Here is a 22,256-nt window from a genome sequence, read left to right as displayed (position 1 = left end):
CGTTTGGGGGGATAACGCGTCCAAAGCCGGATTAGCTCAGCCCGAGCTTCCAGTCAGCGTGCGGTTGTCCAGGGCCGGGAACACGGTGGTCTTGGTGATGTCGTTGATGGCCTCGAACAGGCGCTTCGAGCCCTTCTTGTCCGGCTTCGTGCCGTCCTTGTTCTGGAACCACACCAAGATCGCGTAGTGGCCGTGCGTGTAGATCTTGGCACCACCGCTGCCGGACCCTAGAAGCTTGGTGACACTGTCCTTACCTGTCAGCGGCTTCACGTAGTTCTTGGTGTTACCTGCCTTGGCCACGGAGCTGGCGTTCTTGCTCGACTTGAGGTTGGCCACGCCGACCGTGCCGATCACCTTGCCGTCCTTGTCGCGGAAGCTCGCACGGACGAACTGGGTGCACTTGCCGGACTTGAGGGCTTTCTGGAGTGCGTCGCCCAGGGCGCCGTCGGTGCACTTCTTGTCCTTGCTGGTGATCGTCATCTCGTAGCCGCGGCCCGAGACCGTCAGCTTCTTCTTCGAGCCGAAGATCTCCTTGACCGAGATCGGGTCGGGGTCCGTGGTGCGGCTGGCCGCGAAGCCGTACTTGCCGGCCGGGGGTGTGGGCACCGGCGCGGTGGTCGGGCGCGGGTCGGCGGTCTCGGCGGCGGTGACGGCGTCGTCGGCGTTCCACATCAGCGCGAGGCCGCCGCCGAGCAGGCCCAGCACCGCGATGCCGCCGATCGCGAACCACAGCGGCGCGCGCGAGCTCCGCCCCTCGTCGTAAGGGCTCCATCCATGCCGGCTCTGCGGCGCCTTGTCGACGGCGGCCGCTTCGGCGGGCTGCTTCTTCTCGTCCTTGGCGGCCGGGTCCTTGCGGGCGCGGCGGGAGCCGCGGCGGCCCTTCTCGGCCCCGGCATCGTCGGGAGCGTCGCCGGGCGGCTTGCCCGGGCCGGCGTGCGCGCCACCGGGACCGGGGGGAGCGCCTCCGGGACCGGCGGGGCCTCTGCCCGGACCGGGCGCTCCGGGCGGCTGGTTGCCCTGGCCGTAAGGGGCGCCGAAGGGAGAGTTGCCCGGGCCGTTCCCGGGTCCGTTCCCCGGGCCGTTGCCGGGCCCATTGCCCGGGCCATTGCCCTGCCCGTTTCCGGGTCCGTTGCCCTGCCCGTTTCCGGGCCTACCACCGGGCCCACCACTGGGCCCACCACTGGGCCCACCACTGGGGCCGTTCCCCGGACCGGACGGCGGGTTGCCCCGGCCGGAGGGAGGGTTGTTCGGTTCGAAGAAGGAGTTGCCCGGGCCGGAAGGCGCGTTGCCGCCACCTCCGCCGCCGGCCGGGGAGCCCGCGTCGAAGAGCGAGCCGCCCGAGTGACCGTTGCCCCGGCCGTTGGACGCGTTGCCGCGCGGTTCGAAGGGAGCGTTGCCGCCCGTCCCGTAGGGCGCGCTCCCTGTCCCGTAGGGGGCGCCACCCTTGCCGTTTTCACGTTCCTCGGGAAAACCCATGCGGCGACATTACCGTGATGTTCGTCATTGAGTTCCGAAGTCTTGGGTCCACCAGGGCCCGCCGGGGCCGGATGCGACGCCGACGCCGATGGCCTTCAGGCCGCAGTCGAGGATGTTCTTGCGGTGGTTGGGGCTCTCGAGCCAGCCGCGTACCGCCTCGTCAGGCGTGCCGTAGCCGGCGCCGATGTTCTCGGCGGCGCCCCAGCGGTAGCCGGCGCGCTCCATCCGGTCCCACGGCGACGCGCCGCTGGGGGAGTTGTGGCTGAGCTGCCCGCTCCTGGCCATCTCCAGCGAGTGCGTACGCGCTGAGCGGGTCAGCCCCCCGTTGACCCTGAGCGGCCCGCACCCGTGCTTGGACCTGGCGGAGTTGGTCAGGGCGACCACCCTGCTCGCCATCCCCGGCAGGAGCTGGGCCGAGTCGCTCTCGTCGCCGAGCACCTGGGTGGGCGAGTCCTCGGAGTTGAAGCCGGCGATGTGGTCCTTGGGGGACTTGGCAGGCTTCGGTGTGGGGGTGCCCCGGGGCCGCGTCCTGGTCGTGGTCTCCCTGGGGATCATCTCGGCCTGCGGCTGCGCCTTCTTCACCGTCGTCGGCGCCGGGTTGGCGGTGGCGGCCGCGGGCGGAGCGGTCTCGTTCAGGAAGATGTGGGCCGCGGGTTCGGCGTCGTCGGTCAACCGGCCGATCAGCACGCCCGTGAACAGGACGGTCATGAGGCAGGCCAGCACGCCCAGGTGATTCCGGCGCCGAGCGCCCCGCTGGGTTTGCCGGGTGTGAGAGTTCTGCCACATACCGCCGCCAACGATAGGGATGTCTGGTCCTGGGAAAGAAGGGGTCCCAGGGAAACGAAACCGAACCGTTCTGAGTCGGGTAGACTCGTGCAGGGTTACCGGTCTTTTGACCTGCACGCCTCCGGGCGGGTAGCCTAATCGTTCGTTGTGTGCACAGGTCCAGCGTGACCAATGCGCGGCGCGTCCGGCGTCATCTCCCGTTTATGAGGAGACGGAAGGTCCGGGCTGTCGTGTGCCCGCACCGACCGACAAATGTTAGCTGTCACATCCGACAGCGCCGAAGACGCGAGCATAAAGAAGGCTACGACCGTGCGCACGTACTCACCGAAGCCCGCCGACGTTCAGCGTCAGTGGTACGTCATCGACGCGACCGATGTCATCCTGGGCCGGCTGGCCAGTCACGTCGCGATCCTGCTCCGCGGCAAGCACAAGCCGATCTTCGCCAACCACGTCGACACTGGTGACTTCGTCGTCATCATCAACGCGGAGAAGATCGCGCTCAGCGGCAACAAGCGTGAGCAGAAGAAGGCCTACCGTCACTCGGGCTACCCGGGCGGTCTGCGTTCCGTCAGTTATGGCGAGCTCATGGACAAGCGGCCCGACAAGGCCGTCGAGAAGGCCGTCCGTGGCATGCTGCCGAAGAACTCCCTCGGCCGGAAGATGGCCAAGAAGCTGAAGGTCTACGCGGGTTCTGAGCACCCGCACCAGGCCCAGCAGCCGGTGCCGTTCCAGATCACCCAGATCGCCCAGTAGCTGACCTGCGGGGGGATACCTCCCGCATGCCCCTGACGGGGCATCGAGTTTCGAAAGTTAGAGGAGAACCGTGGCTGAGCCCACCGGTGTCGAGACGGTCGTTGAGACGGCTGAGCTGGAGGAGACCTCCAGCGAGGAGTTCCCTTCCGAGTACACCACCGAGTCCACCGCCAGCGCTGACGCTCCCGTGCGCAAGCCCGTCACCACGGGCAACTCGTACGGCACCGGCCGCCGCAAGGAGTCGATCGCCCGCGTGCGCATCGTCCCCGGCACCGGCAAGTGGACGATCAACGGCCGATCGCTGGACGGCTATTTCCCGAACAAGGTCCACCAGCAGATCGTCAACGAGCCCTTCGTGGTGCTCGGTGCCGAAGAGGCGTTCGACGTCATCGCGCGCATCGACGGCGGCGGCGTGACCGGCCAGGCCGGCGCGCTGCGCATGGGCCTGTCCCGCGCCCTGGCGGTGCTGGACGTCGAGGCCAACCGTGCGCCGCTGAAGAAGGCCGGCTTCCTCACCCGTGACGCCCGCGCCACGGAGCGGAAGAAGTACGGCCTCAAGAAGGCCCGCAAGGCTCCGCAGTACAGCAAGCGCTAAATTGGCGCGCCTTTTCGGCACCGACGGGGTACGCGGGGTCGCGGGTCGCGACCTCACGGCCGAGATCGCCATGGACCTTTCGGTCGCGGCGGCTCACGTCCTCGGCGATGCGGGCGCGTTCGCGGCCACGGGACGTCGTCCCGTGGCCGTCGTAGGCCGGGACCCGCGTGCCTCCGGGGAATTCCTGGAGGCCGCAGTGGTCGCCGGCCTTGCGGCGTCTGGAGTGGATGTGCTGCGCCTCGGCGTGCTGCCCACCCCGGCCGTCGCCCACCTCACCGCCGCACTCGGCGCCGATCTCGGCGTCATGCTGTCCGCGTCGCACAACCCGGCGCCGGACAACGGCATCAAGTTCCTGGCCCGTGGCGGCTTCAAGCTGTCCGACGCGGTCGAGGACGAGATCGAGCGGCGGCTGGGCGAGGAGTGGACTTTCCCGGTCGGTTCGGCCGTGGGCCGCGTACGCGACGCGTACGGCGAGGCCGACCGTTACATCTCGCATGTGCTGACCACGATGAACGCGGCGCTCGACGGCCTCAGCATCGTGGTCGACTGCGCTCACGGAGCCGCTCACATGGTCGCCCCTGAGGCGCTGGTGCGTGCGGGCGCCAGGGTCGAGGCCATCGGCGCCAGGCCCGACGGCCTGAACATCAACGCCAGCCACGGCTCGACCCACATGGACAAGCTCCAGCAGGTGGTCGTGTCGCGCGGCGCGGACATGGGCGTGGCCTACGACGGCGACGCCGACCGCTGCCTCGCGGTGGACCACACGGGCACGATCATCGACGGCGACCGGATCATGGCGATCCTGGCCGCCGCGATGCACGGCGAGGGGATGCTGTCGAAGGACACCGTGGTCGCCACCGTGATGTCCAACCTGGGCTTCAAGCTGGCGATGCGCGACGCGGGCATCACCGTGGTGGAGACCGCGGTGGGCGACCGCTACGTGCTGGAGCGGATGAAGTCCGACGGCTTCAACCTGGGCGGCGAGCAGTCGGGGCACGTCATCATGCTCGACCACGCCACCACGGGCGACGGCCTGCTCACCTCGCTCCACCTGCTGGGCGTGGTGGCCAAGTCGGGCGTCCCGCTGAAGGAGCTGGCCGCGGTGATGACGCCGCTGCCGCAGATCCTGATCAACATCAAGGGCGTGGACCGAGGCAAGGCGTCGGTGCCCGAGCTGGTCACCGCCGTCGCCGCGGCCGAGGCCGAGCTCGGTGAGACGGGCCGGGTCCTGATCAGGCCGAGCGGGACCGAGCCGATGATCCGCGTGATGGTCGAGGCCGCGTCGGAGGAGCACGCCACGCAGGTGGCCGGGCGCCTGGCCGACGTGGTGCGTACGGCCTGCGTCTGAGGTTTTTCCCATCGGGTACGGCACCAGAGCGTGGTGCCGTACCCGATGTCGTTTATTCGTCGCCCGTGAGGGCGAACGCCCGGAGCCGGTGCCCGGCCCAGAGGACGCCGCCGAGGGTGACCACGATCAGGGCCGGTATGGCGAAGCTGAGCGAGACGTTCGTGGTGAGGAACGCCGAGTCGGAGATCTGGTCGGCGATCGACTGGCCCCAGTACTGGATCGAGAACTTGCGGGCGCCCGGGACGAAGCCGCCCACCACGCTCTCCCACACCAGGGCGTAGACGATGCCGATCGTGACCGCGTGCCGGGTGACGACGCCCAGCAGGAGGAAGACGGCGGCGTAGGCGAAGCCGGCCACCAGGACGCCGAGCGCGAAGCCCGGGGCGATGCCGTCCTCGTTGCTGACCAGGAGCCACGCGGCGACGTAGGTCGGCACGGCCGCGAACACGGCCAGGAGCGAGGCCGCCACCAGGAACTTCGTCTGCGCGATGACCGGGCGGGAGATCGGCTTGGACAGCAGGTGGATGATGGTGCCGTCGTCGATCTCCGGCGCGATGACGCCCGTGCCCGCGATCAGGCCCAGCAGCGGGAGCATGGTGTTGATGGCGAAGTTCTGCATCAGCAGCACGGCCGAGCGCTGGTCGGCGCTCCCCACCAGGCGCAGCAGCACCGCCAGGCCGATCAGGACCAGCGGGAGCAGGAGCAGCAGGATGATGCGGCGGCGGCCGAGCAGGGCCCGGTAGGTGATTCCCGCTACGACGGTGTTCATCAGGTGCTCCTGGTGATCAGGTAGGAGAAGACGCTCTCCAGGTCCTCGTCCGCCGGGGAGACCTGGTGCAGGTGTACGCCCTCGGCCTGGGCGACCCGGGGCAGGAGCCGGGCGAACCGGCGGAACTCGGTGGCCTGGACCTCAAGGCCGTCAGGGCGCAGGGTGATGCCGCCGGTCGACTGGTCACGGACGAGGGCGGCGGCCAGCTTCCTGTCGTCGCTGGAGCGGATCATGAACAGGTGGGGCCTGTCGGTCATCAGGCGGCGGATCTCGCGGAAGTTGCCCGACGCCGCGTGCCGGCCCGACACCAGCACCTCGATGTGCTGGGCGACCCGCTCGACCTCCTCCAGGATGTGCGAGCTGAACAGGATCGTCTTGCCCGCCGTGCCCATGTTGCGGATCAGGTCCATGAGGTGCATGCGCTGGCGCGGGTCCATGCCGTTGAACGGCTCGTCCAGCAGCAGCACCGGCGGGTCGTGGACGAGCGCCGCGGCCACCTTGACGCGCTGGCGCATGCCCTTGGAGTACGTCTCCACGCGCCGGTCCTTCGGCTCCTCCATCTCGACCGTGGCCAGCGCCTTGCGGGCGGCCTCGTCGGGGTCGGAGAGGCCGTGGAGGCGGGCGGCGGACAGGACGAACTGCCAGCCGGTGAGGAACCCGTAGACGCCCTCACGTTCCGGAACTAGGCCGATATTTCGGTATATCTGGTGGTTCTTCCATACTCGGGTGCCGTCGAGCGTCACCGAGCCGCCCGAGGGCGCCAGGAACCCGGCCATCATGTGGAGCAGCGTGGACTTGCCCGCCCCGTTGGGGCCGAGCAGGCCGGTGACGCCGGGGCCGATCGTCATCGTCACGTCGTTGACCGCCACCACGTTGCCGTACCAGCGGGAAACCTGGGAGAGCTCGATCTTCACCGCGAGGCCGCCTTCCTGTAACGCAGCGCGAGGGCGACGAGCGCGCCGGCGATCAGCACGATGAGGATCGCGGCCGGGGCCGGGCCGCTGGGGTAGTCGCCGGCTTCGATGGAGTGCGGCGGCGTCCCGAACAGCCACGACTGCACGGCGTCGACCAGCCAGAACGGGTTGATCAGCCACGCCCAGGCGGCGGCGGCATCGTCGCCCGTCGACTCGAGGGTCGCGTAGATCACCGGGACCGAGGCGGACGACAGCAGGTAGACGGTGATGACCGAGGCCACGCCGAGCCCGCGCCGCGGCGTGAACGAGGCCAGCGCCAGGCCGAACGCCGACAGCAGCAGCGCCAGCACCAGTGCCATGAGCACGGCGCCGAGATATTCGCCCGTGGCGGGCGGCCCGGGCATGTCCACCACCAGCTCGCCCACGTAGATCAGCGTGAGCGGCAGCGCCACCAGCAGGAACAGCGCGATGGTCATCGCCACGACCTTGGCGCCGACGTACTCGGCGACCGAGACGGGACGGGACAGGTAGAGAGGCAGCACGCGATGGCGCAGGTCGGGCGCGACGACCGTGGGGGCCTGCGCGGCCAGGAAGATCGCCACCACGGCCTGCATGACGACCGCGAAGCCGCTGTAGGGGATGCCGCGCTGGCCGGCCAGGGCCATCATCGCGATGGTCACGATGGAGGGCAGGAACATGATGCCCGCCAGGGCGAACGGCACGATCTTGCTGCGGGCAGGACGGCCGAGACCGAAGACGCCGCGCAGGCTGTGCAGGGTCAGCGCCCTGGCCGCGTAGCCGCGGCCCAGCCGGACCCCCTCGTAGTGGCGATACCCGATGTCGTAGATCTCAGACATCTGCGGTCTCCTCCCTGAAGACGTCCTCGATGCGGTGGCGTCCCTGTTCGAGGCGGATGAGGCAGAGGTCCAGATCGACGGCGGCGTCACGGATGGCGTCGAACGTCTCCGGCCCGAGCACCTTGACCACCAGCAGGCGGCCCTGCTGGGAAACGGTCTGGCCGTCCTCGGCCAGCCGGGCGGCCAGCGGCTCCAGGCCCTCGTCGACCTCGACCGTGACCGTCTCCGTGGCCTGGGTGAACTCGCCGATCGCGGACGAGCGCAGCAGCCGCCCGGCGTCGATGACGATCACGTGGTCGCAGATGCGCTCCAGCTCGCCCAGCAGGTGGGAGGTGACCAGGACGCTGATGCCGAACTCGGTGCCGATGCGCCTGATCAGCGTCAGCATCTCGTCGCGGCCGCGGGGGTCGAGGCCGTTGGTCGGCTCGTCGAGGAAGATCAGCTTGGGGTCGTGCACCAGGGCCTGGGCCAGCTTGACGCGCTGTTTCATACCCGTGGAGTAGCCGCCCACGGCGCGGTAGCGCTCTTCGGCCAGTCCGACGTGGCGCAGGACGTCGGCGGCGCGTTCGCGGGCGGCCGTACGCGGCAGCCCGGACATCTGTGCGAGGTGGACGACCAGCTCGGTCGCGGAGACGTCAGGCGGGAGGCATTCGTGCTCGGGCATGTAGCCGACGAGACGACGGATATCGGCCCCCTGTGCGGTCACGTCGAGATCGAGCACCCTGGCCGTGCCGCCGGTGGGCGGAAGCAGGCCGAGCAGGATCTTGATCAGTGTCGACTTGCCCGCGCCGTTCGCCCCGACCAGACCGGTGACCCCCGGTCCCACGGTGACGGTGAGCTGATCGACCGCGGTGACCGTGGGGAAGCGTTTCGTCAGTCCCTCGGTGGCGAGGATGTGCATGTGCCGGACCCTACCCGGCGTGTCGTGGCCGCCGCCTCGTTCAGACGGATGAACGACGTCCTACTTGAGGCCAGAATTTCCGCTGGACCAACAGCGTCGCGGTGCCCGAGATGATCATGCCGATGATGTTGACGGCGAGCTGCGAGACCGAGCCCGCGACCTCCGTCCAGTCGCCCAGCGCCAGGGCCACGGCCAGGTAGCCGGCCGCGGGCACGGTGGTGACCGAGATGAAGACGCCGATCAGGGCCGACGACTTGCCCGCCGTGATCGACAGCACCCCGGCCGCGCCGGCCAGCAGGGCCACGATGAACGACCACCGGTCCGGCTTGACGATGAACTGGACCTCCTCGTTCCTGGTGAGGTTGTCGATGTCGATCCAGCCGAGCCAGTTGGAGACGAGCGCGCAGGCGAAGGTGACGGCGATCGCCACCGTGAACCCGACGACCAGGGTCTTGAAGGAGGAGATGATCAGGTGCCATCTGCGGTGCAGCAGGCCGAAGCAGATGGCCGCGATGGCGCCGAACTCGGGGCCGAGCACCATCGCGCCGACGATCAGGATGGGGGAGTTCTGCAGGACGCCGATGCCGGCGAGCTGGGTGGCGATGGCCAGGAAGACCAGATAGGCCCAGGTGATGCGGGAGTCGCTGGACACCCGATGGGCCAGCTCCTCCCACACCACCGCGTCGTCGGGATCGCCTGGTGCCTCCTCGACCGCGTCGTCCGCCGCCTTGGACAGTGCGAGATCGATCTGCTCGACGGCGATGGAGCCCTCGGCCTCCAGCCATTTGAGCTTGGCCAGCACCTCGTTCGCCGACTCCCTGGCCGCGTCGCCGAAGATCACGTCGCCTTTGGGCTCGCGGGCGGCGCCCGGCAGGACGACGATGTTGGTGACGCCTGGGCATTCCTCCAACACCGCCGTCACCTCGCCGGTGCGCGCGGACGGGCTGATCAGTCGCAGGTGTAGCACGCAGCCATTGTTGTCCATTGAACGTTGACGTGTTGTTGACACGCGTTCGCGAGGCTGCCTCACATGATCCGCTTGATATGCCATGACCACGGTGAGGAGTGCTGGTTCGCCGGCATCGACGACCAGGAGTGCGGGGGCAGGTTCGGCCGGTACGTGCTTGAAGAGGCGTTCAGGTCTGGCGCAGCCGCACCCGGCGTACCGCGTGGTCGGCGCCCTTCTTCAGTACGAGGTCGGCCCGGCCCCTGGTGGGGGCGATGTTCTCGACCAGGTTGCGCTCGTTGATGTCGCGCCAGACGTTGCGGGCGAAGCTGGTGGCCTCGTCTTGGGAGAGCTCGGCGATGTGCCGGAAGTACGACTTCGGGTCTTCGAAGGCGGTGCGGCGGAGCTTGTGGAAGCGGTCGACGTACCAGTCGCGGATGTCCTCGACCTTGGCGTCGACGTAGATCGAGAAGTCGAAGTAGTCGTTGACCGCGAGCGAGGTGGGCGGGGCGGGCTGGAGGACGTTCAGGCCCTCAATGATCAAGATATCCGGATTTTTTACGATTTGGGTTGTCTTGGGCACGATGTCGTACTCAAGGTGGCTGTAGACCGGTGCGTGCACCTCTCGTGATCCCGCCTTCACCTCTGCCACGAACCTGACCAGCGCCCGCCGGTCATAGCTCTCGGGGAAGCCCTTGCGGTGCATGATTCCCTTCGACTCGAGCACCGCGTTCGGGTAGAGGAAGCTGTCGGTGGTGATCAGCTCCACGTGCGGATGCTCTGGCCAGCGGGCCAGCAGCGTGTGCAGCAGCCGCGCCGTGGTCGACTTGCCGACCGCGACGCTGCCCGCGATGCCCAGGATGTACGGGACTCGCTGATCGGGATGGTCGAGGAACGCGCTCAGCACGCTGCTGCGTTGTTTGGACCCGGTGAAGTGCAAGTTCAGCAGCCGGGTCAGGGGAAGGTAGATGTCGGTGACTTCAGTGAGGTCGATGGGGTCGTCGACGCCGCGCAGCTCTTCCAGCTCGTCTGCGGTGAGAGTCAAGGGCGTGTTCTTGCGGAGTTCCCTCCACTGCTCCCTGCTCAGATCCACGTAGCCGTTGTTCACCTAGGCAGCGTAGCGATGCGCCACAAGGTGCGGTCCGGGCGGGTGTCACGCCTTTTGAGGGAAGCTGAGAGGTGGAGCCCCCCGCCGGGTTAGGGTGCGGGGGCCGTATGACTGGGAGGTTTTGTGGACCGTCGTCGCTTCATCTCCAACGTGCTCGCCATCGCCGGTCCCTTCGCCGGGGTCGCCTGCGCGGGAGCGCAGGGAGGCGCCAAGCCGGTGCGGGGGTACGGGCCGCTGAGCCCCGTACGCGATCTCCGCGACGGGAAGGTGCGGCTCAACCTGCCGGACGGGTTCAAATACCGCTCGTTCAGCGTGGCGGGCGACAAGTTCACCGACGGGTCGGTGGTGCCGGGCCGGCATGACGGCATGGCGGCGTTCTCCGGACCCAAGGGCAACGCCATCCTGGTCCGCAACCACGAGGTCAACGGGCCGGTCGGCGCGTTCGGCGACAAGAGCAAGGCCTACGACCCGATGGCCGGCGGCGGGACCTCGACGTTGCAGGTCACCCGTTACGGCGAGGTGCTCAAGAGCGCGCCCTCGCTCAACGGCACCATGATGAACTGCTCCGGCGGACCCATGGCATGGCGGGCCTGGGTGAGCTGCGAGGAGACGGTCAACGGCCCCGACGTGGCCGGCGACTTCTCCGGCGGCGACAACGCCAAGCTCACCAAGAAGCACGGCTACATCTTCGAGGTGCCCCTCGGCCGCGCCGCCAGCGCCAGGCCGATCAAGTCGGCGGGCCGGTTCGCGCACGAGTCGGCGGCGTTCGACCCCTCGACGGGGGCGATCTATCTGACGGAGGACAACTTCGGCTTTCCGTCCGGGTTCTATCGGTATCTGCCGCCGAAGCATCCCGTACAGGCCGGGCGGTTGCTCGACGGCGGCAGGCTGCAGATGCTCGCGGTCAAGGGGGAGAAGCGCAAGGACCTGTCCGTGGCGCAGCGCCCCGGCACCGCGTACGCCACGGTCTGGGTGGACATCGACGATCCCGATCCCACGTTCACCGGCAGGCCGACCAACGACGTGGCCGTCCAGGCCGTGGGCAAGCAGGGCAGGGAGGAGGGCGCGGCGATCTTCTCCAGGCTGGAGGGGGCGGTCTACCACCAGGGCACCGTGTACTTCGTCTCCACCCAGGGCGGGCTCAACGCGCCCGGCGACACCATCCCCTCCGGGTTCGGCAAGGGACGCGGGCAGGTGTGGGCGTACGAGACGTGGAGCGGGCGGCTCAAGCTCGCCTACGAGTCGCCGCGTTCGTCGGTCCTCGACCTGCCCGACAACGTGACGGCCAGCAAGCGCGGCACGCTCGTGCTGTGCGAGGACGGCGACGGCGACAACTACCTGCGCGGGCTCAGCAAGGCGGGGGAGATCTTCGACTTCTGCCGGCTGGAGCCGATCTCGGGCGACGAGGGGGCCGAGTTCGCGGGCTCCACGTTCGGCCCCGGCGGCCACACGCTGTACGTCAACATCCAGGCCAGGACGGGCATGTCGATCGCGATCTGGGGGCCGTGGGAGCGCGGCCCGTTCTGAGCCCGGCGGGTCTAGCCTGGGACGATGATCCTGGGAATCGGCGTGGACGTCGTGGACATCGCCCGCTTCGAGGCGTCCCTGGAGCGGACGCCCCGGCTGCTGGAGCGGTTGTTCACCCAGGCCGAGCGGCCGCTGCCGGTGCAGTCGCTGGCCGCGCGGTTCGCCGCCAAGGAGGCCGTGGCCAAGGCGCTCGGCGCGCCCAAGGGGCTGGGCCACCTGGAGGCCGAGGTCCGGTGCGACGAGCTGGGCAAGCCCGAGCTGCACATCACGGGCAAGGCCGCCGAGGTCGCCTACGAGCTGGGGGTCAAGCGCTGGCACGTCTCTCTCAGCCATGACGCGGGCGTCGCCGTGGCCTATGTGATCGCGGAGGGATAGCTTCGGATCATGCGCACTGCCTACACCGCTGACCAGATCCGGGGCGCCGAGCACGTGCTCATGGCGCGGCTGCCCGAGGGGACCCTCATGCAGCGGGCCGCCGCCGGGCTCGCCGCCGTCTGCGCCGACCTGCTGGGCAGCGTGTACGCCAAACGCGTCGTCCTCCTCGTCGGCAGCGGCGACAACGGCGGCGACGCGCTCTACGCGGGCGAGCGCCTGGCCAGGCGGGGCGCGTGGGTGGGCGCGGTGCTTGCCGGGTCCAAGACGCACGAGGCAGGACTGGCGGCGCTCAGGCAGGCCGGTGGGCGGGTCGTGGACGCTGCGGCGCTGGACGGGGCCGACCTGATCATCGACGGGCTGGTGGGCATCGGGGCGGCCGGGGCGCTGCGGGAGCCGTACGCGCGGCTGGCCGAGGACGCGAACGCCGCCCGCGCCCCGATCGTCGCCGTGGACGTGCCGAGCGGGGTCGACGCGAGCAGCGGCCAGGTGCGGGGTGCGTCCGTCCGCGCCGACGTGACCGTGACCATGGGGGCCCGCAAGACCGGGCTGCTCGTCGACCCGGGCGCGTCCCGCACAGGACGGATCGAGCTGGTGGACATCGGGCTCGGGCCCTGTCTGCCCGATCCCGACGTCACGGCGCCGGACAGGGACGACGTCGCAGGTCTGCTGCCGAAGCCGGGCGAGGAGTCGGACAAATACCGCAGAGGCGTGCTGGGGGTCGCGGCCGGGAGCGACCGGTTCACCGGGGCCGCCGTGCTGGCCGTGGGCGGCGCGCTGCGGGCAGGGGCGGGCATGGTGCGCTACGCGGGGCCGGGCGCACCGGTCACGCAGGTGCGCTCGCACTGGCCGGAGGCCGTGGTGACCGAGCTGACGCGGCCCTCGATCGAGGACGTGGGGCGGGTGCAGGCCTGGGTGCTCGGGCCCGGTCTCGGCACCGATGACTGGGCGCACGAGCTGGCGGCCGCGGTGCTCGGCTCCGACGTGCCCGTGCTGATCGACGCCGACGGGCTGACGCTGGTGGCCGAAGACCGGGAGCTGCTGCGGCGCAGCGCGCCGGTGCTGATCACGCCGCACGCCGGGGAGCTGGCCAGGCTGATCGGGGCCGGCCGCGCCGACATCGAGGCGGCCAGGCTGGAGCACGTCCGCGGGGCGGCGGCGGAGCTGGGCGTGACCGTGCTGCTCAAGGGCTCGACCACGGTGGTGGCCGAGGACGCGTGGCCGGTGCGGGTCAACACCACCGGCACGTCGTGGCTGGCCACCGGCGGCACCGGCGACGTGCTGTCCGGCATCGCCGGCGCGCTGCTCGCGCAGGGGTTGAGCTGCTACGACGCCGCGTCGTGCGGCGCCTACCTGCACGGGCTGGCCGGGCAGCTGGCCGCCCAGGGCGCGCCGCTGACCGCGGCGGACGTGGCCGCGTCCGTCCCTGCGGCCATCCGCGCCGTGACAGGCCGCGCCTCGCACGGTGCGAACGGGTGAGCGGGTGAGTGCGCCTCGCGCGGGGAGCGGCCCAGTGAGCGCCCAGTGAGCATGAGGTGCGGTCGCGTCCGCGAGCGGTGAAAATCGCGCTCGACCACGTGCGCGAGCTGACACACTAGAAGGATGTACTCCTCGATGGCCACCCCGGCCGAGGCGCGGGTCGATCTGGCCGCGATCAGGCATAACGTGTCCCTGCTCAAGGACCAGGCAGGCGGCGCGGAGCTGATGGGCGCGGTCAAGGCCGACGCCTACGGGCACGGCCTGGTGCCGGCGTCCGAGGCGGCGCTGGCGGGAGGGGCGAGCCGGCTGGGCACCGCGTTCGTCAGAGAGGCGCTCGCGCTGCGGGAGGGCGGCGTGACCGCGCCGATCCTGTCCTGGCTGATCACCCCGGACGAGCCGCTGGACCAGGCGCTCGAAGCCGGCATCGAGCTGTCGGCCGCCGGCGTGCCGCTGCTCGACGAGATCGCGCGGGCCGCGCGGCGCACAGGGCGCACCGCCCAGCTGCACCTGGAGGCCGACACCGGCATGAGCAGGGGCGGCGCCCCGCTGGCCGCCTGGCCGAGCCTGCTGGCCAGGGCGCTGGAGCTGCGCGCGGAGGGCGTCGTCGACGTCGTGGGCCTCTGGTCCCACTTCGCCTGCGCCGACATTCCAGGCCACCCGTCGATCGCGCTGCAGATCGAGGCGTTCGAGACGGCGCTGAAGCTGGCCGAGCAGGCCGGCGCCGCCGGATCCCACGTGATCAGGCACCTCTCCAACTCGGCGGCCGCCATGACGCTCCCCGCCGCCCGCTACGACCTGGTCAGGCCCGGCATCGCGATGTACGGCCTGAGCCCGATCCCCGAGCTGGGCGACTTCGGGCTCAGACCGGCGATGACCCTCGTGGCCCAGGCCGGACTGGTCAAGCGGGTCCCGGAAGGCTCCGGCGTCTCCTACGCCCACCTCTACGTCACCGACCGCGAGACCACGCTCGCGCTCGTGCCGCTCGGCTACGCCGACGGCATACTCCGCCACGCGACGGGCAGAGCCGAGGTGCTCGCGGGCGGACGTCGCAGGCGGATCGCGGGCCGGGTGTGCATGGACCAGTTCATGATCGACATGGGGGACGACCCGCTGTCGGCAGGCGACGAGGTCGTGCTGTTCGGGCCGGGTGACGGGGGCGAGCCGACCGCCCAGGAGTGGGCGGATACTCTCGGCACGATCACGCATGAGATCGTGACCAGGATCGGCTCGCGCGTGCCGCGAGTCCACGAGCGCAGGAGCTCGGAGTGACGAAGGGCACTTCGCGACGGCCATGAGCGGAGAAGGATCGGGGACATGACGACGACGACAACACGGCGCAGGGTAGGGATCGCCGGCGCGCTCGTCGGTGCGGCTTCCGCCGGTGTCGCGGCAGCGGCACTGGCCAAGCGTTACGCGGTAGGCCGGATCAGGCTGCGCCCCGACACCGAGGCGAGTGAGCCGTTCGGCGAGCTGCGGGGCAGGGAGCGCACGCACGTCACCTCCGACGGGATGGCGCTGCACATCGAGGTCGACGGCCCCGAGGACGCGCCGCTGACCATCGTGTTCTGCCACGGCTACTGCCTCAACCTGGAGTCCTGGCACTACCAGCGCAAGGACCTGCGCGAAAACTACCGGATGGTGCTCTGGGACCAGCGCTCGCACGGCCGCTCGCAGCGCGCGACGGCCGACGACAGCACGATCGACCGGCTGGGCGAGGACCTGGCCGAGGTGATCGAGAAATACGTGCCGGGCCCGTGCGTGCTGGTCGGCCACTCCATGGGCGGCATGACGATCATGGCGCTGGCCGACCGCCACCCCGAGCTGTTCGGCGACAAGATCCGCGCGGTGGCCCTCATCGCGACCTCGGCCGGCAAGCTGGCCGAGCTGACGCTGGGCCTGCCCGCGATGCTGTCCAAGGCCGTGCACAAGGTCGCCCCCTCGACCATCTCGATGCTGGGCAAGGGGGGCGCGCTGATCGACAGGACCCGCCACGCGGGCAGCGACATCGCCTTCCTGATCACCCGCTACATGGGTTTCGGCGACTCGAAGAACATCAGCCCGACCGTCGTCGACTTCGCCGAGTCGATGATCAGGGCGACACCGACCGAGGTGTTCGCCGACTTCTACCCGGCGCTGATGAACCACGACAAGCTCTCCGCGCTGCACGTCCTCGACCCGGTGCCCACCGCGATCCTGGTGGGCGACCACGACTGGCTGACCCCGCCCGACCACAGCAAGGCCATCGCGGCGGCGCTGCCCAAGGCCCACTTCACCGAGGTCCCCGACACCTCGCACCTGATCCAGCTCGAACGCCCTGGTGTCGTCAACGACGCCCTGCGCGACCTGGTCAAGAGGGTGGAGCTGTAGTGAGGCTGGCGACCGCCGAGGACATGCGCGCATACGGCACCCGTCTGGCCGCCCGGCTGCGCGCCGGAGACCTGCTCGTCCTGTCGGGGCCGCTCGGCGCGGGCAAGACGACGCTCGTGCAGGGCATCGCCGAAGGGCTCAAAGTACGCGGCCCGATCACCTCGCCCACGTTCGTGATCGCCAGGGTGCACCCGTCGCTGCGCCAGGGCCCGCCGCTCGTCCACGTGGACGCCTACCGGCTCGGCGGCGACCTGGAGGTTGACGACCTCGACCTGGACGCCTCGCTGGAGGAGTCCGTCACCGTCGTCGAGTGGGGCGAGGGCCTGGTCGAGGGCCTGGCCGACGACCGGCTGGAGATCCACATCGACCGCGAGGCGGGCGACGAGGCACGCTTGGTGAGGCTGCGCGGGGTGGGTCCGCGCTGGGCCGACACGCCGTCTGATCCGCTAGAAGGTTAAAACCCCGGTCATTCCCCGGCAATGCTGGCACCCTTGACGTACCAGGCCAAAGATGTAAATCATGATCATTGGCTAGGGATTCACCCAGAAATTATGGGTATCAGGTGGGGCGACATCCACATTTTGGGTGGATGCTTGGTGCAAGACGGCAAAGGTGGGGTGGCGGCCGGTGCTCAGGGTCAGGCGAGTCGCGTACGCGGGGGCCATCGTCATGGTCGGTCTGACCGGCTGTTCAGCCTCGGCAGAGTCCACACCCACACCGACACCCACTGCCAGCGGCACCCCCACGACCCCCGCCACCAGCGCAGGCACCCCCAGCAACACCGCCACTGGCACGCCCAAGCCGACCACGACCACCACCAGGCCGACGATCCAGGTCCAGCTCAACCCCGACCGCGTCACCGCGGGCGAGACCTCCAGCGTGTGGATCCTGGCCAACTGCCCGGTCCCGACCGGCGGCCCCGCGCACACCGGCACCGCCACCTCCAGGGCCTTCGTCAACGGCGTCTCGCTCAACCCGGTCCCGTTGGCGTCCGTCACCCCGACCGCCCTCGCCACCCCGGCCAACGGCTCGCCCTGGGTGCGCGGCGAGGCGCGGGTCTCGGGAACGGTCCGACGCGGCAACTACCGGGTGGACGTCAAGTGCGACGGCACCAACGACATGGGCCGGGCCACGCTCAGGGTCGTCGCGGCCGACGCCCCGCCGAGCAACCCGCCGAGCAGCGTGCCGAGCAAGGCGCCCAAGGCGGGCGGCGGCGGCACGTACGCGCAGGAAGCCAGTGACGAGTCCTCGATCCCGGCCGGGCCGGCCGGCGTGCTGATCGGCCTCGCGCTGGCCGCCGGCATCGGCATCGCGATCAAGCGTCGCAGCAAGGCGTAGACCATGGCCCGCCCAGGACGGGTGGTGCTCGCCGGCGCCGTCACCGGCCTGCTGCTGGTCGCGTTCGGCAAGAGCATGCAGACAGGCACCACCCCAGCCGCGGCCGTCGTGCCGCAGAGCATCGACATTCCCTCGATCGACGTCGAGGCCCCGCTCATGAAGCTCGGCCTGGAGAAGAACGGCGAGGTCGAGCTGCCTCCCTATGAGAAGCCGAAGGTCGCGGGCTGGTACACCGGCAGCGCCGTGCCCGGCGAGAAGGGCGCCTCGGTGATCATCGGGCACGTTGACACGAAGACGGCGCCCGCCGTGTTCTACAAGCTCAGGCAGTTACGCAAGGGCGAGACCGTCAAGGTCGAGCGCAGCGACGGCAAGGTCGTGAGCTTCAAGGTCGACGCGATCGAACAGGTGCACAAGGACTCCTTCCCCACCAAACGCGTCTACATGGAGGACGGGCTCAAACTGGTCACCTGCGGCGGCAAGTTCGACTACGCCGCGGGCGAATACCTCGACAACATCATCGTGTACGCCTCAGAAATCTGAAAAAGGCTTGCGTCCATCGGGACCATGGAGCCATGAGCGTAGAGACGAATCCGCCGGCGGCGGGTGTTCGCGTGCCATGGCCGGAGGTGCATCCCCTGGTGCGCGAGGCGGTGGCGGAGTTCCTCGGCGGGCGTGTGGTCGAGGCGGACACCCAGCCGGGCGGATTCTCCCCGGCGGCCGCGGTCCGGGTGCGCACCGACGGCGGCAGGCGCGCCTTCGTCAAGGCCGTCGGCCCGGAGCCGAACCCCGACACCCCCGCCATCTACCGGTCCGAGCTTGCGATCGCCGCGGCGCTGCCCGCGTCGGTGCCCGCGCCCAGGCTGCTGACCGGGTTCGAGGTCGAGGGGTGGGTGGCGCTGGTGTTCGAGGACATCGAAGGCCGCCACCCCGCGCAGCCGTGGCGGCGCGACGAGCTCGACCAGGTGCTGGCGGCCGTCGGCGAGATGTCGGCCGCGCTCACGCCCGCCCCCATCGCCGCGCCGCCGATCGCCGAGTCGTTCGGACCGATGCTCCGGGGCTGGCGGCAGCTGCTGGAGGAGGAGGACACCGCCGGCCTCGACCCGTGGGTGGCGCGTCACCTCGGCGCGCTGGCCGAGCTGGAGTCCGGCTGGGCCGCGGCCGCGGCGGGCGACAGTCTGGTCCACGCGGACCTGCGGGCCGACAACATCCTGCTCACCGACGACCGCGTGTACGTCGTGGACTGGCCGTGGGCGTGCGTGGGCGCGCCCTGGTTCGACCTGGTGTGCCTGCTGCCCTCGATCGGGATGCAGGGCGGGCCCGCGCCGCACGAGCTGTTCGCCGACCCCGATCCGGGCGTCACGTCGGTCGTCGCCGCGCTCACCGGCTTTTTCGTCCGGCATGGCCCTTTGCCGGACCCGCCGGGACTCCCGACGGTCAGGGCGTTCCAGCGGGCGCAGGGCGTGGTGGCGCTCGACTGGCTGAAGCGGCGTACGGGCTGGGCCTGACAGGGCTGTACCTGACAGGGCTGTGCCTGACAGGGCTGGGCCTGACCCGTATGGGCCGGGCGGGACCGGTGCGGCGGGTAGGCTAAACAGTCGTGTTGGTCCTGGCCTTTGATACCGCGACGCCCGCCGTCACCGCTGCCCTCCACGACGGTGAGCGGGTGCTCGCCGAATCCACGACGATCGACGCCCGGCGGCACGGCGAGTTGCTCGTCCCCACCATCGAGCTCGTGCTGGGCGAGGCGCGGGCGGCGCTGCGCGACGTGACGGCCATCGTGGCGGGCAGTGGCCCCGGGCCCTACACCGGGCTGCGCGTGGGCCTGATGACCGCGCAGGGGCTCGCCACGACGCTGGGTGTGCCCGCGTACGGCATCTGCACGCTCGACGCGGTCGCCTACGGCAGCGGGCTCGCTGAGCCGTTCCTGGTGGCCACCGACGCGCGGCGCAAAGAGGTGTTCTGGGCGCGATACGCCGACATGCGCACCCGGATCGACGGGCCCTTCGTGGACCGGCCCGCCGAGGTGCCGGTGAAGGGGGTGCCGGTCGTAGGGGCTGGTGCCGCGCTTTATGCCGAAATTTTGGGACAAGAGGGCTCTGTCCTCGACGACGTGCCGCCGTACCCGTACGCGGGAGCCCTGGCCGCCCTGGCGGCCGAGCGGCTGGCCGAGGGCACGCCGCTCGACCTCCCGCGCCCGATCTACCTGCGCAGGCCCGACGCCGTCGCGCCCGGCGCGCCCAAGAGGGTGACGGCGTGAAACTGAGAGAGATGACCGCGGCCGACCTGCCCGCGGTCATGGCGATCGAGCGGGCCACGTTCCCGCTCGACGCGTGGAGCGAGGGCATGATGCGCGGCGAGATCGCCGACATGCCGCGCTCGCGCCACTACGTGGTGGTCCTGGTCGACGAGGAGATCGTGGCCTACGCCGGGCTCGCCACCGCGGCCGACCAGGCCGACGTGCAGACCATCGCGGTGCTGGAGAAGCACCAGGGCACCGGCATCGGCAGCGCCATGCTGACCGAGCTGCTGGGCGAGGCGGTCCGCAGGGGAGCGCGCGAGATCTTCCTGGAAGTGCGCGCCGACAACCCCAGGGCGCAGGCGGTCTACCGGCATTTCGGGTTCGAGGACATCGGCACCCGCCGCCGCTACTACGACGACGGCACCGACGCGATCATGATGAGAAGGAAGCTTGGTGACTGACGCACCCCTGGTCCTGGGCATCGAGACGTCCTGCGACGAGACCGGCATCGGCATCGTCAGGGGCCACACGCTGCTGGCCAACACGATCGCCTCCAGCATGGAGGAGCACGCCAGGTTCGGCGGCGTGGTGCCCGAGGTCGCCTCGCGCGCTCACCTGGAGGCCATGACGCCCACCGTGGAGGCCGCGCTGGCGGCCGCCGGGCTCAGGTTCTCCGACATAGACGCGATCGCCGTGACGGCAGGTCCTGGGCTGGCGGGGGCGCTGCTGGTCGGCGTGGCCGCGGCCAAGTCCTACGCGCTCGGGCTCGGCGTGCCCCTCTACGGCGTCAACCACCTGGCCGCCCACGTCGCCGTCGACCAGCTTGAGCACGGGCCGCTGCCGAAGCCGTGCATCGCCATGCTGGTGTCCGGCGGCCACTCCTCGCTGCTGCTCGTGCCCGACGTGGCCGGCGACGTGATCTCGCTCGGCTCGACCGTGGACGACGCGGCCGGGGAGGCGTTCGACAAGGTCGCGCGGGTGCTGGGGCTGCCGTTCCCCGGCGGTCCGCACATCGACAGGGCCGCACTCGACGGCTCGGGGACCGCGATCGCGTTCCCGCGCGGCAAGGTGGACGACGGCACGCTCGACTTCTCCTTCTCCGGGCTCAAGACCGCCGTGGCGCGCTGGGTCGAGGCCCGGGAGGCGTCCGGGCAGGCCGTCCACGTGCCCGACGTGGCCGCGTCCTTCCAGGAGGCCGTGGTGGACGTGCTGACCCGCAAGGCGTTGCAGGCCTGCCGGAAATACGACGTGCACGACCTGCTGATCGGCGGCGGCGTGGCGGCCAACTCCCGGCTGCGGGCGCTGGCTCAGGAGCGGTGCGACGCGGCCGGCGTACGCGTGCGGGTGCCGCGTCCCGGGCTGTGCACCGACAACGGCGCCATGGTCGCCGCACTCGGCTCCGACCTGGTCGCGGCCGGGGTCACGCCGTCCTCGCTGCAGATCCCCGCCGACTCCTCGCTGCCGATCACCACGGTCCACGTCTGAGGTCCGCGTCTTCCGCATGTCACGTTCTCGGGGTGCCCACGAGTCTTATGGCCAGGCGCCCGGCTGAGGAGTGAGGATTGTGGAAGACGTGTTCCGCGAGCACAGGAAGCTGTTGTTCACGCTGGCGTACGACATGCTCGGCAGCGTGGCGGACGCCGAGGACGTCGTGCAGGACACGTGGTTGCGCTGGTCCAGGGTGGATCGGGCCGAGCTGGACAACCCCAGGGCCTACCTCGTACGCATCGCCGTGCGGCGCTCGCTCGACCGGCTGCGGGCCCTGCGGACCGCGCGGGAGAGCTATGTGGGGCCGTGGCTCCCCGAGCCGCTGGTGGGCGCCGAGGACCCGGTGTCGCGCGCCGACGGCATCAGCATGGGGCTGCTGGTGGTGCTGGAGACGCTGTCGCCGCTGGAGCGGGCGGCGTTCGTGCTGCGGGAGGCGTTCGGGTTCGAGCACGCGGAGATCGCCAGGATCCTGGACCGCACGCCGGCCGCCGCCCGGCAGCTCACGCACCGGGCCAGGGCGCACGTCCAGGCCAGGCGGCCGCGCTTCCAGGCCGATCCCGGGCAGGCCAGGCAGGCGGCGGAGCGGTTCGTGGCCGCGGCGCTGGGCGGCAGCCTGGCGGACCTGATGGACGTGCTCGCCCCGGACGTCACGCTGTGGAACGACGGCGGCGGGCAGGTGCGGGCCGCGCTGCGGCCGATCCGCGGGGCGGCCAAGGTGGCGCGGCTGATGGCCAGGTTGGGGCCCCGGTGGACGGCGCTGGAGGTGCGGTGGGCGGGCGCGACCTTCCTGCTGATGTACCACGGCGAGGTCCGTGCCGCCCTCACCGTCGAGCCGGACGCCTCGGGCATGCGGGTCCAAGCGGTGTACGCCCTGGTCAACCCGGACAAGCTCCCCGAAATCGGCTGAACCCGGCCCCGGGCTCAGGTCCTCACTTCGGGGACCTGGCCCTGGCCGGGGACGGCTGTCGCTCCGGGGAGCTGGCGCTGGGCGGG

General features: G+C 70.5%; 24 protein-coding genes. 16 read left to right on the top strand and 8 right to left on the bottom strand.

Translation table 11 applies throughout. From position 1 onward, the window contains the following. Positions 1 to 36 precede the first annotated feature (36 nt). Both ABEA43_RS02305 and ABEA43_RS02300 read right to left on the bottom strand, forming a co-directional pair. Positions 37 to 1,476 (bottom strand): hypothetical protein, encoded by a 1,440-nt coding sequence (locus ABEA43_RS02305; protein ID WP_345558099.1) that lies wholly within the window; start codon positions 1,474 to 1,476, stop codon positions 37 to 39. 24 nt (positions 1,477 to 1,500) lie between these two features. Beyond that, entirely contained in the window at positions 1,501 to 2,262 is a 762-nt protein-coding gene (locus ABEA43_RS02300) for a CAP domain-containing protein (protein WP_345558097.1), read from the bottom strand. A gap of 309 nt (positions 2,263 to 2,571) precedes the next feature. Here ABEA43_RS02300 and rplM point away from each other — a divergent pair, with 309 nt between their 5' ends. The 3 genes from rplM (at position 2,572) to glmM (ending at position 4,958) form a co-directional block, all read left to right on the top strand. Beyond that, positions 2,572 to 3,015 carry a 50S ribosomal protein L13 gene (rplM, locus tag ABEA43_RS02295; RefSeq protein WP_345558096.1) on the top strand — a complete coding sequence of 148 codons (444 nt, stop codon included), beginning with the start codon at positions 2,572 to 2,574 and terminating at the stop codon, positions 3,013 to 3,015. A gap of 70 nt (positions 3,016 to 3,085) precedes the next feature. Further along, positions 3,086 to 3,610, top strand: a complete 525-nt coding sequence (gene rpsI, locus ABEA43_RS02290) for a 30S ribosomal protein S9 (protein ID WP_345558094.1) — start codon at positions 3,086 to 3,088, stop codon at positions 3,608 to 3,610. A 1-nt stretch (position 3,611) separates the two neighbouring features. Then, positions 3,612 to 4,958, top strand: a complete 1,347-nt coding sequence (glmM, locus tag ABEA43_RS02285) for a phosphoglucosamine mutase (RefSeq protein ID WP_345558093.1) — start codon at positions 3,612 to 3,614, stop codon at positions 4,956 to 4,958. Positions 4,959 to 5,010: 52 nt separating this feature from the next. Here glmM and ABEA43_RS02280 read toward each other — a convergent pair whose 3' ends face one another. The 6 genes from ABEA43_RS02280 to coaA all read right to left on the bottom strand — a co-directional run bounded on the left by ABEA43_RS02280 (position 5,011) and on the right by coaA (position 10,438). Then, positions 5,011 to 5,727 carry an ABC transporter permease subunit gene (locus ABEA43_RS02280; RefSeq protein WP_345558092.1) on the bottom strand — a complete coding sequence of 239 codons (717 nt, stop codon included), beginning with the start codon at positions 5,725 to 5,727 and terminating at the stop codon, positions 5,011 to 5,013. After that, positions 5,727 to 6,641, bottom strand: coding sequence for an ABC transporter ATP-binding protein (locus ABEA43_RS02275; protein WP_345558091.1), 915 nt, complete (start codon positions 6,639 to 6,641; stop codon positions 5,727 to 5,729). The genes ABEA43_RS02280 and ABEA43_RS02275 overlap by 1 nt, the downstream gene beginning before the upstream one ends. Then, on the bottom strand, positions 6,638 to 7,498 hold the full coding sequence (locus ABEA43_RS02270; RefSeq protein WP_345558089.1) for an ABC transporter permease: 861 nt from the start codon (positions 7,496 to 7,498) through the stop codon (positions 6,638 to 6,640). Before ABEA43_RS02270 ends, ABEA43_RS02275 begins: the two co-directional genes overlap by 4 nt. Further along, positions 7,491 to 8,399 (bottom strand): ABC transporter ATP-binding protein, encoded by a 909-nt coding sequence (locus ABEA43_RS02265; RefSeq protein ID WP_345558088.1) that lies wholly within the window; start codon positions 8,397 to 8,399, stop codon positions 7,491 to 7,493. The genes ABEA43_RS02270 and ABEA43_RS02265 overlap by 8 nt, the downstream gene beginning before the upstream one ends. 40 nt (positions 8,400 to 8,439) lie before the next feature. After that, a complete protein-coding gene (locus tag ABEA43_RS02260; protein WP_345558087.1) occupies positions 8,440 to 9,366 on the bottom strand; it encodes a DUF389 domain-containing protein in 927 nt (308 codons plus the stop codon). A 169-nt stretch (positions 9,367 to 9,535) separates the two neighbouring features. Then, a complete protein-coding gene (coaA, locus tag ABEA43_RS02255; RefSeq protein WP_345558775.1) occupies positions 9,536 to 10,438 on the bottom strand; it encodes a type I pantothenate kinase in 903 nt (300 codons plus the stop codon). A gap of 138 nt (positions 10,439 to 10,576) precedes the next feature. Between coaA and ABEA43_RS02250 the strand changes: the two genes are divergently transcribed. The 13 genes from ABEA43_RS02250 to sigJ all read left to right on the top strand — a co-directional run bounded on the left by ABEA43_RS02250 (position 10,577) and on the right by sigJ (position 22,170). After that, positions 10,577 to 11,980 carry an alkaline phosphatase PhoX gene (locus ABEA43_RS02250; RefSeq protein ID WP_345558085.1) on the top strand — a complete coding sequence of 468 codons (1,404 nt, stop codon included), beginning with the start codon at positions 10,577 to 10,579 and terminating at the stop codon, positions 11,978 to 11,980. Positions 11,981 to 12,004: 24 nt separating this feature from the next. Then, positions 12,005 to 12,355 (top strand): holo-ACP synthase, encoded by a 351-nt coding sequence (locus ABEA43_RS02245; RefSeq protein ID WP_345558084.1) that lies wholly within the window; start codon positions 12,005 to 12,007, stop codon positions 12,353 to 12,355. A gap of 9 nt (positions 12,356 to 12,364) precedes the next feature. Then, on the top strand, positions 12,365 to 13,831 hold the full coding sequence (locus tag ABEA43_RS02240; protein WP_345558082.1) for an NAD(P)H-hydrate dehydratase: 1,467 nt from the start codon (positions 12,365 to 12,367) through the stop codon (positions 13,829 to 13,831). 135 nt (positions 13,832 to 13,966) lie between these two features. Next, positions 13,967 to 15,100 carry an alanine racemase gene (gene alr / locus ABEA43_RS02235; RefSeq protein WP_345558773.1) on the top strand — a complete coding sequence of 378 codons (1,134 nt, stop codon included), beginning with the start codon at positions 13,967 to 13,969 and terminating at the stop codon, positions 15,098 to 15,100. A 45-nt stretch (positions 15,101 to 15,145) separates the two neighbouring features. Beyond that, positions 15,146 to 16,198, top strand: coding sequence for an alpha/beta fold hydrolase (locus ABEA43_RS02230; RefSeq protein ID WP_345558080.1), 1,053 nt, complete (start codon positions 15,146 to 15,148; stop codon positions 16,196 to 16,198). Beyond that, entirely contained in the window at positions 16,198 to 16,656 is a 459-nt protein-coding gene (tsaE, locus tag ABEA43_RS02225; RefSeq protein WP_345558078.1) for a tRNA (adenosine(37)-N6)-threonylcarbamoyltransferase complex ATPase subunit type 1 TsaE, read from the top strand. Before ABEA43_RS02230 ends, tsaE begins: the two co-directional genes overlap by 1 nt. A gap of 169 nt (positions 16,657 to 16,825) precedes the next feature. Then, on the top strand, positions 16,826 to 17,536 hold the full coding sequence (locus ABEA43_RS02220; protein WP_345558076.1) for a hypothetical protein: 711 nt from the start codon (positions 16,826 to 16,828) through the stop codon (positions 17,534 to 17,536). Between the two features lie 3 nt (positions 17,537 to 17,539). Further along, positions 17,540 to 18,076, top strand: a complete 537-nt coding sequence (locus ABEA43_RS02215; RefSeq protein ID WP_345558075.1) for a class F sortase — start codon at positions 17,540 to 17,542, stop codon at positions 18,074 to 18,076. Positions 18,077 to 18,108: 32 nt separating this feature from the next. Beyond that, positions 18,109 to 19,041: an aminoglycoside phosphotransferase family protein gene (locus ABEA43_RS02210; protein WP_345558073.1), complete on the top strand. Its 933-nt coding sequence runs from the start codon at positions 18,109 to 18,111 to the stop codon at positions 19,039 to 19,041. A gap of 92 nt (positions 19,042 to 19,133) precedes the next feature. Then, a complete protein-coding gene (gene tsaB / locus ABEA43_RS02205) occupies positions 19,134 to 19,793 on the top strand; it encodes a tRNA (adenosine(37)-N6)-threonylcarbamoyltransferase complex dimerization subunit type 1 TsaB (protein WP_345558071.1) in 660 nt (219 codons plus the stop codon). A gap of 11 nt (positions 19,794 to 19,804) precedes the next feature. Next, positions 19,805 to 20,236 (top strand): ribosomal protein S18-alanine N-acetyltransferase, encoded by a 432-nt coding sequence (rimI, locus tag ABEA43_RS02200; RefSeq protein ID WP_345558771.1) that lies wholly within the window; start codon positions 19,805 to 19,807, stop codon positions 20,234 to 20,236. Then, a complete protein-coding gene (gene tsaD, locus ABEA43_RS02195; protein WP_345558069.1) occupies positions 20,229 to 21,260 on the top strand; it encodes a tRNA (adenosine(37)-N6)-threonylcarbamoyltransferase complex transferase subunit TsaD in 1,032 nt (343 codons plus the stop codon). Before rimI ends, tsaD begins: the two co-directional genes overlap by 8 nt. A 79-nt stretch (positions 21,261 to 21,339) precedes the next feature. Beyond that, positions 21,340 to 22,170, top strand: coding sequence for an RNA polymerase sigma factor SigJ (sigJ, locus tag ABEA43_RS02190; protein ID WP_345558067.1), 831 nt, complete (start codon positions 21,340 to 21,342; stop codon positions 22,168 to 22,170). Positions 22,171 to 22,256: the final 86 nt, after the last annotated feature.

It is taken from the genome of Nonomuraea rosea (genome assembly GCF_039539705.1).
In the GTDB taxonomy this organism is placed as follows: domain Bacteria; phylum Actinomycetota; class Actinomycetes; order Streptosporangiales; family Streptosporangiaceae; genus Nonomuraea; species Nonomuraea rosea.
This window is presented reverse-complemented; position numbering and strand designations above follow the sequence as displayed.